15 protein-coding genes are annotated in these 16,809 nt (G+C 70.2%); 3 read left to right on the plus strand and 12 right to left on the minus strand.

Annotated elements, in window-relative coordinates; all coding sequences use genetic code 11:
* Positions 1-38: 38 nt before the first annotated feature.
* Positions 39-1,178 (plus strand): PucR family transcriptional regulator, encoded by a 1,140-nt coding sequence (locus OG202_RS06925; RefSeq protein WP_327730940.1) that lies wholly within the window; start codon positions 39-41, stop codon positions 1,176-1,178.
* A 111-nt stretch (positions 1,179-1,289) separates the two neighbouring features.
* Here the strand turns inward: OG202_RS06925 and OG202_RS06930 are convergent, their stop codons facing one another.
* From OG202_RS06930 to OG202_RS06985, 12 genes are all read right to left on the minus strand, one after another.
* On the minus strand, positions 1,290-1,946 hold the full coding sequence (locus OG202_RS06930; RefSeq protein ID WP_327730939.1) for an adenylate kinase: 657 nt from the start codon (positions 1,944-1,946) through the stop codon (positions 1,290-1,292).
* Between the two features lie 42 nt (positions 1,947-1,988).
* Positions 1,989-2,951 (minus strand): electron transfer flavoprotein subunit alpha/FixB family protein, encoded by a 963-nt coding sequence (locus OG202_RS06935; RefSeq protein WP_327730938.1) that lies wholly within the window; start codon positions 2,949-2,951, stop codon positions 1,989-1,991.
* Between the two features lie 104 nt (positions 2,952-3,055).
* Positions 3,056-3,853, minus strand: a complete 798-nt coding sequence (locus tag OG202_RS06940; RefSeq protein ID WP_327726619.1) for an electron transfer flavoprotein subunit beta/FixA family protein — start codon at positions 3,851-3,853, stop codon at positions 3,056-3,058.
* Complete coding sequence (locus tag OG202_RS06945) at positions 3,850-4,695, minus strand: 3-hydroxybutyryl-CoA dehydrogenase (RefSeq protein WP_405895987.1); 846 nt, start codon at positions 4,693-4,695, stop codon at positions 3,850-3,852. The genes OG202_RS06940 and OG202_RS06945 overlap by 4 nt, the downstream gene beginning before the upstream one ends.
* A gap of 129 nt (positions 4,696-4,824) precedes the next feature.
* Complete coding sequence (locus tag OG202_RS06950; RefSeq protein WP_327730936.1) at positions 4,825-6,354, minus strand: class I adenylate-forming enzyme family protein; 1,530 nt, start codon at positions 6,352-6,354, stop codon at positions 4,825-4,827.
* Positions 6,355-6,449: 95 nt separating this feature from the next.
* Positions 6,450-8,222, minus strand: a complete 1,773-nt coding sequence (locus tag OG202_RS06955; protein WP_327730935.1) for an MFS transporter — start codon at positions 8,220-8,222, stop codon at positions 6,450-6,452.
* A 74-nt stretch (positions 8,223-8,296) separates the two neighbouring features.
* The gene (locus tag OG202_RS06960) at positions 8,297-9,415 is read right to left on the minus strand and encodes an alcohol dehydrogenase catalytic domain-containing protein (protein ID WP_327730934.1); all 1,119 of its coding nucleotides are present in this window, start codon (positions 9,413-9,415) and stop codon (positions 8,297-8,299) included.
* Positions 9,416-9,798: 383 nt separating this feature from the next.
* On the minus strand, positions 9,799-10,968 hold the full coding sequence (locus OG202_RS06965) for an acyl-CoA dehydrogenase family protein (protein WP_327730933.1): 1,170 nt from the start codon (positions 10,966-10,968) through the stop codon (positions 9,799-9,801).
* On the minus strand, positions 10,968-11,507 hold the full coding sequence (locus OG202_RS06970) for a cupin domain-containing protein (protein ID WP_327730932.1): 540 nt from the start codon (positions 11,505-11,507) through the stop codon (positions 10,968-10,970). Before OG202_RS06970 ends, OG202_RS06965 begins: the two co-directional genes overlap by 1 nt.
* A gap of 393 nt (positions 11,508-11,900) precedes the next feature.
* Positions 11,901-12,428, minus strand: a complete 528-nt coding sequence (locus tag OG202_RS06975) for a MarR family winged helix-turn-helix transcriptional regulator (protein WP_327730931.1) — start codon at positions 12,426-12,428, stop codon at positions 11,901-11,903.
* A gap of 50 nt (positions 12,429-12,478) precedes the next feature.
* Positions 12,479-13,327, minus strand: a complete 849-nt coding sequence (locus OG202_RS06980) for a fumarylacetoacetate hydrolase family protein (RefSeq protein ID WP_327730930.1) — start codon at positions 13,325-13,327, stop codon at positions 12,479-12,481.
* A 32-nt stretch (positions 13,328-13,359) separates the two neighbouring features.
* On the minus strand, positions 13,360-13,944 hold the full coding sequence (locus tag OG202_RS06985; RefSeq protein ID WP_327730929.1) for a carboxymuconolactone decarboxylase family protein: 585 nt from the start codon (positions 13,942-13,944) through the stop codon (positions 13,360-13,362).
* Between the two features lie 202 nt (positions 13,945-14,146).
* On the opposite strand from OG202_RS06985, the gene OG202_RS06990 reads away from it, so the two are divergent.
* Together OG202_RS06990 and paaZ are read left to right on the plus strand one after the other, a co-directional pair.
* A complete protein-coding gene (locus OG202_RS06990) occupies positions 14,147-15,049 on the plus strand; it encodes a VOC family protein (protein WP_327730928.1) in 903 nt (300 codons plus the stop codon).
* Positions 15,046-16,620 (plus strand): phenylacetic acid degradation bifunctional protein PaaZ, encoded by a 1,575-nt coding sequence (paaZ, locus tag OG202_RS06995; RefSeq protein WP_328222496.1) that lies wholly within the window; start codon positions 15,046-15,048, stop codon positions 16,618-16,620. Before OG202_RS06990 ends, paaZ begins: the two co-directional genes overlap by 4 nt.
* Positions 16,621-16,809 lie beyond the last annotated feature (189 nt).

Consider the following 16,809-nt stretch of genomic DNA (forward strand, 5'->3'; position numbering starts at 1 on the left):
TAAATCTGGTCGGCTGAATTGTTCGCAGGGAACAAAACATGAGCCATGCAATCCGGAGGGCCACCGAGCTGGCCCTGGATGAGACGACGGTCACCGCACTTCGGGCCGCGCTGAAGACCACCGCCGACGAGGTCGTCCAGGCGATCATCGACGAGGTCCCTCCCTACGCCAACGCCCTTTCGGGCCGCATGGGCGGCACCATCCGCCGAGCCGTCCGCACCGCCCTGGGGCACTACCTGGACCTCGCGAGCGGGAAGGCCACGGGCGGCGACGCCGGTGACGCAGCTTACGAGCTGGGCCGCGGCGAGGTGCGCGACGGCCGTTCGATGGACGCCCTGCTCAGCGCCTACCGCGTCGGCGCCCGCGTGGCCTGGCGATGCCTGGCCGCGGGTGCCGTACCCGCAGGCCTGCCCGCCGCCGACGTCGCCAAGTTCGCCGAGCTGACCTTCGCCTACATCGACGAGCTCTCCGCCGCGAGCGCCGCGGGCCACGCCGACGAACTGGCCGCCTGGGGCAGGGCCCACGAGCGCCACCTGGAACACCTGGCCCGCGACCTCCTCGCCGACGCGAGCCCGGACGTGCTGCTGGCCTCTGTTCAACGGGCCGGGTGGCAGCCTCCGGTTTCACTGACCGCGGTCCTGCTGCCCGCCGCCCAGGCCCGGCCTGCCTACCGCGCGCTCGACCCGAGCACCCTCGTCCTCGACGATCTGCCGGACGCCACCGGTGTGCTGCTCGTCCCCGACGCCGACCGGTCACGTCTCTTGAGGCAGCTGACCGACCGCGCCGCCGTGGTCGGCCCGGCTCGGCCATGGACTCGTGCGTCCGCCTCGTACGCACGAGCCGTACGCGCGCGCTCCCTCTCCTCTGATATTCGCGACACCGAGGACCACCTGCCGGAGCTGGTGCTGAGCGCCGACGTGGACGCGTTCGCAGACCTGCGTGCCCGAGCCCTCGCACCGTTGCGGACCTTGCCTGTCGCCACCGCGCGGCGACTGGAGGAGACGTTGCGGGCGTGGCTGCTGCACCAGGGCAGGCGGGACGAGGTGGCGGCGGCGTTGTTCGTCCATCCCCAGACCGTCCGGTACCGGATGTCGCAGCTGCGGGAGCTGTTTCCGGATCTCGGGTCGCCGAACCGGGTCCTAGAACTGACGCTGGCGGTCGGTCTTCGGGGCAGCTGATGCGTTCTTCGACCGTCCACGACCGCGTCCGCGAGCGGTCCAGGAATCATGTCTCGTCCTCGGTGCGAACAGCTGGCTCATGCGGCCCGGGGAAGAGCGGTATTGCTGAGCTTACCCGCTGCCCTCTCGCAAAGCATTCATCGAACGCTCGGTCACGTGCGCCACGGGACCCAGGGCTGAGACGCTGACGACCAGTTTCCGCGACCGGTAGTAGTCGATGACCGGAGCGGTGGCGCGGTGGTAGACATCGAGGCGTTCGCGGACCGTTGCCTCGGTGTCGTCCTGTCGCTGGTGCAGTTCGCCGCCGCACAAGTCGCAGAGCCCGGGTTCACGTGGTGCGTTGTACATCGGGTGGAAGATGTGACTGCCGTCGTTCCGGCAGATCCGTCGGCCCGTGACCCGCCTGACGGCCTCCTCCTGCGGCACCTCCAGGTCCAGTACCGCGTCGAGCGAGCGCCCGTCGTCCTTCAGCAGCTGGTCGAGCGCCTCGGCCTGGAACACATTGCGCGGAAAGCCGTCCAGCAGGAAGCCCCTGTCGGCATCCGGCTGCTCCATACGGGACCTGGCCATGCCGATCGTCACCTCGTCGGGTACCAGCTGTCCGGCTCGCATGTACTCCCGCGCCTGCCGTCCCAGGTCCGTGCCCCGGCTGATGTTCACCCGGAAGAGGTCACCAGTGGAGATGTGCGGAATACAGAGGTTCTTGGCAAGGTGAACGGCCTGCGTACCCTTCCCGGCGCCAGGCAGCCCCACCAGCACTATGCGCATCGGTGTTGAGCCCCTTCGTCATCGTGCGGCGACTCGCCAGAGCTACGCACGCGCGGTCTTGATCTTCTCGGTGAGCTGGGGGACGACGTCGAAGAGGTCGCCGACGACGCCGTAGTCGACGAGGTCGAAGATGGGGGCCTCGGCGTCCTTGTTGACGGCCACGATCGTCTTGGAGGTCTGCATGCCGGCGCGGTGCTGGATGGCGCCGGAGATGCCGTTGGCGATGTACAGCTGCGGCGAGACGGACTTGCCGGTCTGGCCGACCTGGTTGGTGTGCGGGTACCAGCCCGCGTCCACCGCGGCGCGGGAGGCGCCGACGGCGGCGCCGAGGGAGTCGGCGAGGGCCTCGATGAGTCCGAAGTTCTCGGTGCCGTTGACGCCACGGCCGCCGGAGACCACGATCGCGGCCTCCGTCAGCTCCGGGCGCCCGGTCGACTCGCGCGGGGTACGCGCGGTGACCTTGGTGCCGGTGGCCAGCGCACCGAACGTCACGGCCAGCGCCTCGACCGTACCGGCGGCCGGGGCGGCCTCCACGGCGGCGGAGTTGGGCTTGACGGTGATGACCGGGGTGCCCTTGGAGACACGGGTCCTGGTGGTGAAGGAGGCGGCGAACACCGACTGCGTGGCCACCGGACCGGAGTCACCGGCCTCCAGGTCGACGGCGTCGGTGATGATGCCGGAACCGATGCGCAGCGCCAGACGGGCGGCGATCTCCTTGCCCTCGGCGGAGGACGGGACGAGGACGGCGGCCGGGGACACGGCCTCGACGGCGGCCTGCAGCGCGTCGACCTTCGGCACGACCAGGTAGTCGGCGTACTCGGCGGCCTCGTGGGTGAGAACCCGGGTCGCGCCGTGCTCGGCGAGGGCGGCGGCCGTGCCGGCGGCGCCGGCACCGAGCGCGACGGCGACGGGCTCGCCGATGCGGCGGGCCAGGGTCAGCAGCTCCAGGGTGGGCTTGCGGACGGCACCGTCCACGTGGTCGACGTAGACGAGAACTTCAGCCATGGGATTGCTCTCCTGCGGATTGCGAAGGCCTAAAGGGGGGCGGGGCGGGGCGGTGAAGGGTCGGGCCTCGGCCGGACCCACGGGTCGCGGCGGGCCACAGGGCCTTAGATGAACTTCTGGCCCGCGAGGAACTCGGCGAGCTGCTTGCCGCCCTCGCCCTCGTCCTTGACGATCGTGCCGGCGGTACGCGCCGGGCGCGCGGCCGCGGAGTCGACAGCCGTCCAGGCACCCTCCAGACCGACCTCGTCCGCCTCGATGTCGAGGTCGGACAGGTCCCAGGCCTGCACCGGCTTCTTCTTCGCCGCCATGATGCCCTTGAAGGACGGGTAACGCGCCTCACCCGACTGGTCGGTGACCGACACCACCGCCGGCAGCGACGCTTCAAGCTGCTCGGAGGCGGTGTCACCGTCACGACGGCCCTTCACCACCCCGTCCTCGACGGACACCTCGGACAGCAGCGTCACCTGCGGAACCCCCAGACGCTCCGCGACCAGCGCCGGAACCACACCCATCGTGCCGTCCGTCGACGCCATACCGGAGATCACCAGGTCAAAGCCGGCCTTCTCGATCGCCTTCGCCAGCACCAGCGACGTACCGATCGCGTCGGTGCCGTGCAGGTCGTCGTCCTCCACGTGGATCGCCTTGTCCGCGCCCATCGACAACGCCTTGCGCAGCGCGTCCTTGGCGTCCTCCGGACCCACCGTCAGCACGGTGATCTCGGCGTCGCCTCCTTCCCGTTGGCACTCCTCCGCGATCTGCAGCGCCTGCTCCACCGCGTACTCGTCCAGCTCGGAGAGCAGACCGTCCACGTCGTCACGGTCGACGGTCAGGTCATCGGCGAAGTGCCGGTCGCCAGTGGCGTCGGGCACGTACTTCACAGTGACAACGATCCTCAAGCTCATCTGACTTTCCTTCCAGCCGGAGTGCCGGAGTAGTCGTGGAAGCCCCGGCCCGTCTTCCTGCCGAGGAGACCGGCGTCCACCATCCGGAGCAGGAGGGGCGGTGCGGCCTGCAGCGGTTCCTTGTACTCGGCGTACATGGAGTCCGCGATCGCCTTGAGGGTGTCCAGGCCGATCAGGTCCGCCAGGCGCAGGGGGCCCATGGGGTGGGCGCAGCCGAGCACCATGCCGTTGTCGATGTCGTCGGCGGAGGCGAGGCCCGACTCCAGCATGCGGATCGCGGACAACAGGTAGGGCACCAGGAGGGAGTTGACGACGAATCCGGCCCGGTCCTTGGCGTGGATGACCTGCTTGCCCAAAGTCAGGCTGACGAACGTCGCTGCCCGGTCGCGGGTCTGGTCACTGGTCAGCAGGGACGGGACCAGCTCGACGAGGTCCAGTACCGGCACCGGGTTGAAGAAGTGCACGCCGATCACCTGCTGCGCGCGTCCGGTCGCCGTGCCGAGTTTCATGATGGGGATGGAAGAGGTGTTGGAGGCGAGGATCGCGTCCGGCCGGGCGAGCACCTTGTCGAGTGCCGCGAAGATCTCGGCCTTGACCTGTCCGTCCTCGGCCACCGCCTCGATCACGATGTCGCGGTCGGCGAGGTCGGCCAGGTCGCTGGTGAAGCCGATCCGGCGGAGGGACGTACCGCTGTCGGCCGGGGCGAGTCTGCCGCCGCGTACCGCGCGTGCCAGGGATCTGGCGATTCTTTCACGGCCCGCCTCGACCGCCTCGGGGCCGGTCTCGCTGACGAGGACGTCGAGGCCCGCGCGGGCGCAGACCTCGGCTATGCCGCTGCCCATGAGTCCCGCTCCGACGACACCCACGCGGCGGATGGGCTCGGGGGCCGCGCCGTCGGGGACGGCGTCGGAGGGGGTGCCTGACGGCTGTGTGGTCATGAGTACCTCTCCATGTGTCTGGTCCGGCCGGGCTCAGCCCCGCAGCAGGCTGCGCTGCAACTTGCCGGTGGCGGTGCGCGGCAGACGTTCCCGGATTTCGAGCCGACGGGGGATCTTGTGTCGGGTGAGCGAGGCGGACAGGAACGTCTGGATGTCTTCCAGGGAGCAGTCCGCACCCTCGGCGGGTACGACGATGGCGGTGACGACCTCTCCCCAGACGGGATCGGGCGTTCCGACGACCGCCGCTTCGTCCACGCAGGGGCACGCCGCCAGCGCTTCCTCCACCTCCGTCGGATCCACGTTCTCCCCGCCGGTGATGATCGTGTCCTTGATCCTGCCGACCACCACCAGGCGGCCCTCGGAGTCCATGTAGCCCCGGTCGCCCCCGTGGAACCAGCCATCGGCGTCGCGGGCCGCCGCCGAGTCCTCCGGCAGGCCCAGGTATCCGGCAGCCACGCTGGGGCTCCGGACGACGATCTCCCCCGTCGTGCCGTGCGGCACGGGGCGGTTGTCGGCGCCGACGATCCGGACTTCGGCCAGCGGGGCGGCCAGTCCGGCCTCGCCGGAGCAGCCCGGGCCGTCACGCGGGTCGCGGTAGGTGACGCCGGCGGCGGTCTCGGTGAGGCCGTAGGAGCTGAGGACCGGGATGCCACGGCGGTGGAACACCTCGGCGACCGGCGCCGGTGCCGCCGCTCCCCCGCTGAGGATCCAGCGCAGAGAGGACAGGTCCGCCGCTGCGAAGCCCGGGTGTCGTGCGATCAGGGCGAGCATCGCCGGTACGGCGAAGGTCACGCTGACCCGGTGCCGTCGTACGGTCGTCAGGAAGCCGTCGACGGAAAAGGTGGGCTCCAGGACGACGGTTCCGCCCTTGGCCCAGGTGTACGAGCCCACGCCGCTCAGTACCGCTATGTGGAAGACGGGTGTGGTGATGAGCGTGACGTCGTCCCGGGCCAGGTCCAGGCCCAGGAGTCCGTTGACGCAGCTCCAGAACACGTTGCCGTGGGTGAGGAGCACACCCTTCGGACGGCCGGAGGTGCCTGAGGTGTAGGCGATGAGGGCGAGGTCGTCCTCTGTCACGGGTGCCGGGGTGTCGTCGCCGACGGGTTCGTCCGGCGTCCGGTTCAGTGGGGTGTATCCGTCGGGTGGCTCCTCGTCCAGGCACAGACGGGTGACGCCCGGCGGTACGCCGCCGCCGACGAGTTTCGCGGCGCAGGGGGCGTCCGTGATCAGGACGTCCGCCCCCGAGTCCGCCAGCAGGTAGGCGATCTCGGGAGGCGTGGCCGCCCCGTTGACCGGGACGAACACGCCTCCGATGCGGGATGTGGCGTACATCAGGACGAAGACCTCCGGGCGGGAGGCGCCCGCGTAGGCGATGACGCTGCCCGGCCCGGCACCGTGCCGGCGCAACTGCCGCGCGGAGGCCACGATCCAGTCCCGCAGCTGCCCGTAGGTCCATGCGCGGTCACCGAATACCAGCGCCGTGCGGTCGGGGTGCAACTGGGCGCGGCGTTCCAGCAGCTGGCCCAGGCGGAACATGGAGCGTGATCGGGTAGGGCCGGTCATGGCGTCGGTCCTTTCAGACGTGGCGGCCGGTGGCGCCGGTTCTGCTTCGGGGATCGGGTTCGTCGGTGCGGATGACCGTGAGGTCGTGCGGTCCGTCAGGCATCGGCCGGCTCCGCGGTGGCAGGAGCGTCCGGCCGGTCCCCCTTGATCAGGACGACGGTGACCACCGCCGCCGCGACCGCGCACAGCCCGACGATCAGGTAACCGAGCGAGTACGCGTTGCCCAGGGCCTCGAAGGCGGTGTCCTTGAGCGGGTTGAACGGCACGGTCGAACCGTCGGGCAGGGAGACGGTCCCGGGGACGGCGTTCGCGCCGAGGGGGCCGGAGTTGACGGCCGCGACGGCACCCTGCACGGCCTCCTGCTGCCCGTCCGGAGCGGTCGCCGCCGAGGCGTTGAAGGTGTCCAGGGCCTGGCCGAGGGCCGGGTCGGACGCGACCTTGTCGCTGATCTCGTGCGCCGCCCGGCTGAGGGCGATCGCACCCACGACCGCCGGGCCGAGGGTGAACCCGAAGTCGCGCAGCAGGCTGGTCCAGCCGGCGGCCATGCCGGCGAGGTTGTGCGGCACGGTGTTGATCACCACGGCGGTGACCGCGGACAGCACGAACGCCACGCCGGCACCCGCCACGACGAGCGGAGCGATGAGGGGGGTCACGGACTGCTGGCCGATCGGTATCGAGGCCATCCAGAAGTCGCCCGCGCCGAGGAGCAGAAGACCACCGCCGAGGATCCATTTCGGGTCGTACCGCTCGATGAGGCGGGAGGCGATGGGCACCTGGATCAGAGCCGAGACACCGTTGAACACGATGAACGCGAGGGATGCCTTCAGGGGCGTGAAGCCCTGGATGGCGGTGAGGCGGATGCTGGTCACATAGCCGGTGCCGAGGTAGCAGAACATGCCGACGACCGTGACGATCGCCGCGACGGTGAAGTTGCGGTTGGCGAACAGGTCGAGCTGGAGCAGCGGGGACGCCGAGCGACGTTCGGCGAGGACGAAGGCGACCAGGAAGACGGCGGCCACGACGAAGCCGCCGATGACCTCGATGCTGGCCCAGCCGCTCGTGGGTCCCTGGATGACGGCGAACAGCAGGGCGACGGCGGCGACGGCGATCGTGATCTGCCCCGGCCAGTCGAGGGAGCGGCCCTCGGGCGACTTGGAGTCCTTGGCCAGGACGAAGGCGAGCACGGCCGACACAGCGGCGAGTGCGACCACGACCAGGAACGCCCACCGCCAGCCCGAGTTCGGCCACGAGCCGAACTGCGACTGCGCGACCAGGCCGCAGGCCAGGGGCGACAGCACACTGCCCATGGACAGCGCGGCCGCCCAGACGGAGATGGAACGCGCTCGGGCGCGCGGCGTGTGCGTGCCCGCGGCGATCATCGCCAGCGTCGTCGGGATCACGGCTGCCGCACCGATACCGGCGATGATCTGGCCGGTCCACAGCACGGCGAGCCGGGTGCCGTGGTCGGCCTCGGGTCCCGGCGTCAGCACGCAGACGGCGAACCCGACCGCCACCAGCACCGAACCGCCGACCAGCAGCCGACGCCGTCCGAACATGTCACCGAGCAGACCGAAGGTCAGCTCCAGGACCGTGACAGGGACGAGGAAGGCATCGGTGATCCAGGTCAGCTCGGAGGCCGAGGTGTGAAAGTCCTGCTGGAACAGGCCGTTGAGGCCGGCGGGCACGGTCAGGGCGAACTGGGCCATGAAGACGCAGAGCGCCGCCGCGATGAGCGTGCCCCGTGCCAGGGTGTCGATGCCGAGTGCCTGCTCGTTCTCCTGTTTCACCGTCGAAGAGGCGGTCTTCGCTGACGATGAGGCGGTCGGGGAGCCGGCGCCGCTTCCGACGCCGGTGTCGGATCTGGCCATACGTGGGTCCTTCCGAGGTGATGCGTGACGTGACCTGTCGGTGAGGGGGTGGCTGGTCGTGCTGGTCGTGCTGGTCAGCGCCCGGAGGCGGGTGAGATGACGAAGTTGCTGAACCCCCCGTGGCGGGAACCCACGCTGTTGATCGCGGCGTTCACCTCGTCGAGCGGGTAGACGTGGTGGCGCAGCGGCGACAGATCGAGCGAACCCGCTTCGGCCATGTCGGCCATGTCCTGTCCCTCGCCGGGCGTGAACCAGACCGATCCGCGGACGATCTGGTCCATGTCCATCATTCGGTGCAGGTCGAGGGGCACCTCCCCGGCGACGGCGCCGATGTTGACGGCGATGCCGCCGCGGCCCAGCGCACGCACGCCCTGCTGAAGGGTTTCGTGGGGCGCGCCCGGCCCGAGGGCGTCGATGTAGACGTCCACACCGGCCCCGCCGGTCTCCGCCGCGATCCACTCGTCCACCGGACCGTCGTGCAGGGAGTGCAGGCGCAGCCGCCCCGGGGCCAGCTTGTCGATCTCCGCCAGCAGTTCGCGGTCGCGGCCGGTGCCGTACAGCGTCGTGATGCCCATCGCCGGGGCCAGCAGGGCCGCGGCGATGCCGAGTGTGCCGGTGATGCCGTTGACCAGGACGCTGCGTCCCGGTCCGGCGGCGGCCTTGCGGAGCGCCGAGTACATCGTGCCCAGGTAGCCGAAGCGCGCGGCGGCCTCGAACGACACGGAGTCCGGGATGCGGACGAGCGAGGAAGCCGGAGCGATCATCTTCTCCGCGAGTCCGCCCTGGTAGCGGTCGAGCAACCGGACCGAGGTGGCCGAGAAGCCGAAGTAGCCGGCGAAGGCGTAGCTCGCGCAGTGCACGATCCTGCCGTTGCGGCAGGCGCGGCACGCGCCGCAGGTGCGGCACGGGTTGACGTACACCCGGTCGCCGACCTCGACGCCCTCGACCCCTGCGCCGACCTCTTCGACCACGCCCGCGGGGTCGAGCCCGAACACGGCCGGCAGCGGCGGCAGCGGGTTGAGCGGGAACCAAGTCGTCCAGTTACCAAGGATGTTGGCGAGGTTCGGTACGATGTTCACGGCGTGTACCGCCACCCGGACATCGCCCGGGCCCGGTGCCGGGACGGCAATCCGCTCGATCCTCATCGGCTCGCCGACGTTGTGCATTCGCGCTGCGCGCATGGTCGAGGTCATGGCCTCTCCTCGTTGAGGGCGAAGTTGTCTCCGCGTACGACAGGGCCGCGCACCGGCCAATGAGGGCAAAGAGTGCTGTCGGCCGCTGCCGCCGCGGTCTTCCGGTGGCTCCACGGGCGGCCCCTGAGCCTGGTGACGACACGGGTCGTCGGAGCTGTTCCAGAGGCGTGTGAAGAGTGGGCGAACCCGGTGTGCGGGTCGCGCGGTGAGGGCCGGAGGGGCGTCGGTGTGTCACCTGACGTCGGTCCCAGGTCGGCTTCTTATACGTACGTGCTGGTGGGCGGCCCGGCGGCGAGGCGTCTGTTCCCGTGCTCGGGGTCGTGCCGGCCCTTGCGCGGTGGTCCTACGCCGCGTCGCGCGGGGCCGGTCTCACGGCCGCACGGTCAGCGGTATGCGGCGAGGCCCGTGACGGACTCGCCGACGACCAGAGTGTGGATCTCCTCGGTGCCCTCGTAGGTGAGCACCGTCTCCAGGTTGTTGGCGTGCCGTAGCACCGGGTACTCGGTGGTGATGCCGTTGGCCCCGAGGATGGTGCGGGCTGTCCGGGCGGTGTCGAGGGCGGCGCGGACGTTCGCGAGCTTGCCCAGGCTGACGTGCTCCGGGTGCAGCTGCCCGGCGTCCTTGAGCTTGCTCAGGCGCAGGGCGAGCAGCTGGGAGTGCACGAGGTCGACCTGCATGCCGGCCAGCTTCCCCTGAGTGAACTGGAAACCGCCGATCGGCCGCCCGAACTGCTCACGGGTGGTGGAGTACTCCAGCGCCGACAGGTAGCAGGTGCGGGCCGCTCCCACGACACCGCACAGGATGCCGAAACGCGCCTCGGACAGGCAGGACAGCGGCCCGCGCAGCCCGGTCACGCCCGGGAGCACCGCGGAGTCCGGCAGTCGCACGTCCTCCAGGTGCAGTTCGGCGGTGACCGACGCGCGCAGCGAGAGCTTGCTGTGGATCTCGCTGGTGGTGAAGCCGGGGGTGTCCTTGGGGACGAGGAAGCCGCGGATGCCGTCCTCGGTGCGGGCCCAGACGACGGCGATGTCGGCGATCGAGCCGTTGGTGATCCACATCTTGGTGCCGTTGAGGATCCAGTCCTCGCCGTCACACTTGGCCACGGTGCGCATGCCGCCCGGGTCGGAGCCCTGGTCGGGTTCGGTGAGCCCGAAGCAGCCGATCGCCTCACCGGAGGCAAGCTTGGGCAGCCACTCCTGCTTCTGCTCCTCCGAGCCGTAGCGGTGGATGGGGAACATGACCAGGGAGCCCTGGACGGAGACGAAGCTGCGCAGCCCCGAGTCGGCCGCCTCCAGCTCGCGGCAGGCCACCCCGTACGCGGTGGCACTGGCCCCGGCACAGCCATAGCCCTCCAGGTGCATGCCCAGGAGGCCCAGCTTGCCGATTTCCGGGCCGAGTTCGGCGGTCGGGAAGGTGCCCGCCTCGAACCAGCCGGCCACATGGTCGGTCACGCGGTCGCGGACGAAGGCGGCGACGGTGTCACGGATGAGTCGTTCGTCGTCGTCGAGTTCACTGTCCAGGTCGAGGGCGTCGACGGGGTTGAGGTGGGGCATCAGGAGTTCCTCCGGGCACCGATGAGAACGAAGAGCAGGGTCGCGGGTGAGGTGGAGCGGTTGCGCCAGGCGTGGCGGGTGCCGTTCTGCACGACGACGTCGCCCGGGGCGAGGGTGGTCTCGTTGCCGTCGTCGAGTTCGAGGACGATCTCTCCCTGGAGGAGGACGCCGTAGTCGACGGTGTCGGTGGTGTGCATGCCGGGGTGGTCCGGCTCGAACAGTTCGGCCAGGCCGGGGCTGGTGCGCAGGCGTTCGGCGACGGCCGCGGCCGGGTCGAAGTCCTCGCTCGCGTAGACCGTGTCCGGCGGGATGACCAAGTGCAGCACGCGGGTGGCACCGGACTCGGGGGCGTACGAGGTGACGGCGGGTGTCGGGTCGGTGCCGTCGAAGGGCACGGTGGGCTCGGCGGGGGTGGCCCAGACGAGGGACGAGACGAAGCCGGGGGTGTGCTTCAGTGCGTTGGTGCGGGGTGGCTGCCCGTCCTGGACGACGGCGGCTTTGCCGTCCGCCGTCCGGCCGGTGACGATTCTCCGTGGCATGGTGCGGCTCCTCGGAAGGGGAGGTGCGAGGCCGTGTGTCGGCATATCGGGCGGGCGGGTGGAGAGATGATCGCGCGGGTGCCCGAATCGGACTGACGACGAGGGGCGGCCGGGAGAGGCCGTACGGCTCGAATTGCTGAAGATGTGCGTGACTGCCTGGACTGCCGACAGCGGGTGGCGGCTCGCTGACCCGGGGCAGCGGGAAGGGAGGGACGGCGGTGTTCTCTCCGTCGTTCTCCAGCTGGTGGAGGCGTTTCGTCGGCCACTGGGCGCTGCGTGACCGGAAACTATTCGTAAGAATCCTGACCGTCAAGGGCCGTACAAAACGGTCGTACAGAACGGGCCGACGTCCCACCGAATGCCTCGCGGCACGACGGGGTTCCGTCGAAGCCCCTAGGCAGGGCGCTCCTGGTTGACCAGCCTGCCGAGCAGGACCACCAGCCGGGAGACCTCCTCGTCGTCGAGGACGGCCAGCCAGGCGTGCTCCCGGGCGGTCTGCCCCTCGATCGCCTGGTGCAGCAGGTCCAGCCCGGCCGGCGTCAGTGAGACACGGACGACCCGGCGGTCGTCGCGCTCACGGCGCCGTTCGACGAGCCCGCGCTCCTCAAGGGTGTTGAGCGCGCTGGACACACTCGCCCGGGTGGTGCCGGAGATGCGGGCGATCTCACGCTGCTCCAGATCGCCGAAGATCCACAGCGTGTTCATGATCCGGAAGCCGGCCCAGGTCATCCCGAGCGGCCGGTGTACGGCGCCTTCGAAGTCCTGGACCAGGCGGGCAACGAGCCGGGTGAGGTGGGTGACCGCCTCGACTCCTCGGATCTGGCGCTCCGCGTGGCCCAACTCCTCGTGGTGTGCCCGTACCTTGGCGGCGAACTCGCGGGAGCGCGGATGATCGACGGCGTCACCGGGGACATCCGACACGGGCAGAGCTCCCTTCAGAGGCGGCGGCGCCGTGAGAGCGCCCGGCAGATTCAGCGGCTGATCGGATTGCGCATCGTACCGGCCCCCGAAACCTCGGTCGTCAGCGTCATCCCGGGTTCCAGGTACAGCCGAGGCGTGCGCCGGACCCCGCAGCCGGCCGGGGTGCCGGTGAAGACCAGGTCGCCCGGCTCCAGGGTCACGTACCGGGACAGCCAGGAGACCAGCTCGGGGACGCTGAAGATCAGGTCCGAGGTCCGGCCGCGCTGCACCTCCAAGTCATCGACCCAGCCCGCGACCTCGATGTCGTTCGGGTCGTCGTACTCGTCGACGGTCGCCATCAGCGGCCCGCACGGGCTGAAGGTGTCGTAGGACTTGGCGAGGCTGAACTGGTTCAGCGGCTTACGCCACTGCTCCTTGCGGTCGGTGACGTCCTGGCCGGCGGTCACGCCCGCGATGTTCTGCCACACGTCCGCCTGCTCCACGGCGCGGATGGTGCGGCCGATCACCACCACGACCTCGGCCTCGAAGTCGACCTTGTCGATGCCCACGGGCACGGACACCGGCTCGTACGGGCCGGCCAGCGAGCTGGTGAACTTGGCGAAAATGCCCGGCTCGGCCGGGATGGGCATGCCCGACTCCTCGGCATGACCTCGGTAGTTGAGCGCCACACCCAGGATCTTCCCGGCGCGCGGAGAGACCGGGCCCAGGTGCTTCTCGTCGTAGACGACCAGGTCGGTGCCGGTCGCCGACTGCGCGAGGCGCCGCAGTTCGCCATGGTTCGCCAGGTCGTACAGCACGGCGGGGTCGGGGCCGAGCGCCCCGTTGCTGGCCTTCTCCACGTCGAGGGCGCGGTCGCCGACGATGATGGTGGCCCGGCCGGCGAGGTTGGCGAGCTTCATACGTGTTTCCTCCTCGGAGTTGGGATGGGTGGTCAGGACACCGTCGGCGCGGGCAGCGGGAGTTCCTCGCGCAGCGCGGCGATGTCCGGTTCGGGCTGGATACGGAAGGTATTGATCGCCATGGCCACGGTCTGGTACTGGCCGACCGTGTACACGAGATCGATGAGCTGCTCGGTGGCGAGGTGCTCGCGCAGCTCCTTCCACACGGTGTCGTCCAGGTCGGCTCCCCTGAACAGCTGATCGGTCGCGGCGAGCAGGGCCCGCTCCACGCCGCCGAACCCGGGATCGCCGGGCAGACCGAGGGCGCGGATCTCGTCGTCGGACACCCCGGCCCGGCGGGCGATACGGACGTGCTGCAACCACTCGTACTCGGCCTGGGCGAGCCAGGCGATCCGCAGGATCACCAGTTCACGGGACCTCGCGGGCAGCGTGTTCTTGCCCAGGACGTGGTTGCCGAAGACGAGGAAGCGGCGCAGCGCGTCCGGGTGGGCGGCCAGGGTCGCCCAGATGGCGTAGATCTCGCCGTCGCCGCCCCGGTACGGCCGCAAGGCTTCCAGGGCCTTGTCCGGTATGGCCTTCTCTTCCACCGGAGCCAGGCGCGGCTCGGTTACAGGCATGGCATCGCCCTTCACAGGTGACCGGCGTTGGTTCACGCCACGGACGATAGATAGATAGAACCCAGATAGTCAACAGGTTTACATTTTCGGGTTTCGTCTGTATGAATTTTGATGATTAGAACTCGATCAGACTGACCTGTCGGCAGCCGGGCCATCCCGCACCGCCACCGAGCAGGCCACACAACGACCATGGGAGGTCTCGGTGAGCATTCGCAGCCTGGGTTACCTCGGCATCGGCACCCCTGACCCCGACGGCTGGGTCGCCTACGCCAACGACGTCATCGGCACCATGCCCGTCGGGCCGCCAGGCTCCCCGGGGGAGCGGCTGCTGCGGCTGGACGAGCACCCGTACCGGTTCAGCGTCGAGAGCGCCGAGTCGGGAGGCGTCACCCGGATCGGCTGGGAGATCGGCGATCCGCCCGGCCTGGAACGGATGGCACTGCGGCTGCGCGCCCACGGAGTGGAGATCCATGAAGGGACGCCCGAGGAGTGCGCCGACCGGCAGGTCGACCGCATGGTGTGGTTCGACGGACCGTGCGCGGTGCGCACCGAACTGTTCACCGGCCGGCACCTGTCGCCCGCACCCTTCGTCTCGCCGCTCGGCGTGACGTTCGTGACCGGGGACCAGGGGATGGGGCACGTGGTCCTGAAGTCGCCCCGCGCACTGGAGGCGGTCGACTTCTACCGGAACGTCATGGGCTTCCGGCTCAGCGACGTGACCCACCTGCCGCTGGGCGGGACGTTCTACTTCATGGGCTGCAACCCCCGCCACCACAGCATCGCCTTCGTCGAGTCCCGCAAGCGCGAAGGCACGCACCACATCCTGTGCGAGGTCTCGGACATGGACGCCGTCGGCCGCGCCCACGACCGGGCCCGCACCCACAAGGTCCCACTGATGGCAACGCTCGGCCGGCACTCCAACGACCTGATGTTCTCCTTCTACATGCGCTCCCCCGCCGGCTTCGGCATCGAAGTGGGCTCCGAGGGACGGCGGGTGGACGACGAGACGTGGGTGAGCCGCGTCTATCACTCGGACATCTGGGGCCACCACCCGGTCAACGAAGGCGACGACGCGTACGCGGGAACGGAAAGGACGGCCCGATGAACCTGCTGCCGAGCTATGTACAGGACCGGTGGTACACCCCGACCGGGGACGGCACGCCGGTGTACGACGCGGTCACCGGCGAGGAGATCGCCCGGGCCTCGTCCGCGGGCATCGATATGGCGGAAGCGCTCAACCACGCGCGTACCGTCGGCGGGCCGGCGCTGCGCGCGCTCACCTTCCACCAGCGCGCCGCACTGCTCTCGGACCTCGCCGCCCATCTGCGTGGCCACCGCGAGGAGTTGTACGCCCTCTCCGCCCGGACGGGCGCGACGCCGTACGACTCGAAGTTCGACATCGACGGCGGCATCAGGGTGCTGCTTCACTACGCCGCGCTGGGGCTGCGTGAACTGCCCGGCGGAGACGAGCGGTTGGTCTACGCGGAAGGTCCGCAGGAGTCCCTGAGCCGGGACGGCAGCTTCGTCGGCGGGCACGTCTGCACGCCGCTGCGAGGTGTGGCAGTGCAGATCAACGCGTACAACTTTCCCGTGTGGGCTCCTCTGGAGAAGCTGGCCCCGGCCGTGCTCGCCGGCGTCCCCAGCCTGATCAAGCCCGCCACCCCGACCTGCGTACTGACCAGCCGGCTGGTCGAGCTGATCGTGGAGTCCGGTCTGCTGCCGCCCGGGAGTCTGAGTTACGTCTGTGGCGGCGCCGGCGACCTGCTGGACCACGTCACCGAGCAGGACCTGGTGTCCTTCACCGGCTCGGCGGCCACCGCCGAACGGCTGCGCACCCACCCGGCGGTCGTCCGGCAGGCGGTGCGCTTCAACGCCGAAGCGGATTCCGTCAACTGCTCGGTGCTCGGCCCGGACGCCATCCCCGGAACTCCTGAATTCGACCTCTACATCGATCAGTTGATCACCGAGATGACCGTGAAGGCGGGGCAGAAGTGCACCGCCATCCGCCGCGCCTTCGTCCCCGTCGACCTGATGGACGCCGTCGGTGAGGCCGCCGCGGCCCGGCTGGCAGAGGTCGTCGTGGGCAACCCGGCGGACCCGACCGTGCGCATGGGCGCGTTGGCCGGGCTCGCGCAGCGCGACGAGGTACGCCGCTGTGTGAAGACGCTCCTGGACTCCGCGCGCCTGGTCTTCGGGCACCCGGACCGGGTGGACGTCCGGGGCGCCGATGCCGAACGGGGCGCGTTCCTCTCCCCGTTGCTGCTGCGCTGCGACGACCCCGGCGCCTCCGCACCGCATGAGGTGGAGGCGTTCGGCCCGGTCAGCACGCTCATCCCCTACACGTCACCGGAGCACGTGGCCTTCCTGGCCTCCCTCGGCCGAGGCAGCCTCGCGGGGTCCGTCGTCACCGGCGACGCGGCCTTCGCCCGTGAGGTGGTCCTGGGGGTCGCGCCGTGGCACGGCAGGCTGCTGGTCCTCGACACCGAGTCCGCCAAGGCGTCCACCGGCCACGGTTCTCCGCTGCCCGCCCTGATCCACGGCGGTCCCGGGCGGGCCGGCGGCGGCGAGGAGATGGGCGGCCTCCGCAGCGTTCTGCACCACATGCAGCGCACCGCCCTCCAGGGCAGCCCGCGCATGCTGGCCACGCTCACCGGCCGCACGGCCGAGGAGCGGTGACGGGCGGGAACGCCCGCCTCTGAAACCCCGTGGGAGGCCTGCCCCTGCCTCCCACGGCGACAGGCGGCCGGGCCGGCGCCACGACGGGATGTCCGCTCACCGCACGGCGGGCATCCTGGCCGGTCCGGCCGCCGGGCAGTCACATCGGACGCGATGGCGGCTTCTCCCCTCAGTGCTGCTCCTGCCCCG

Source organism: Streptomyces sp. NBC_00310, assembly GCF_036208085.1.
Classification (GTDB): domain Bacteria; phylum Actinomycetota; class Actinomycetes; order Streptomycetales; family Streptomycetaceae; genus Streptomyces.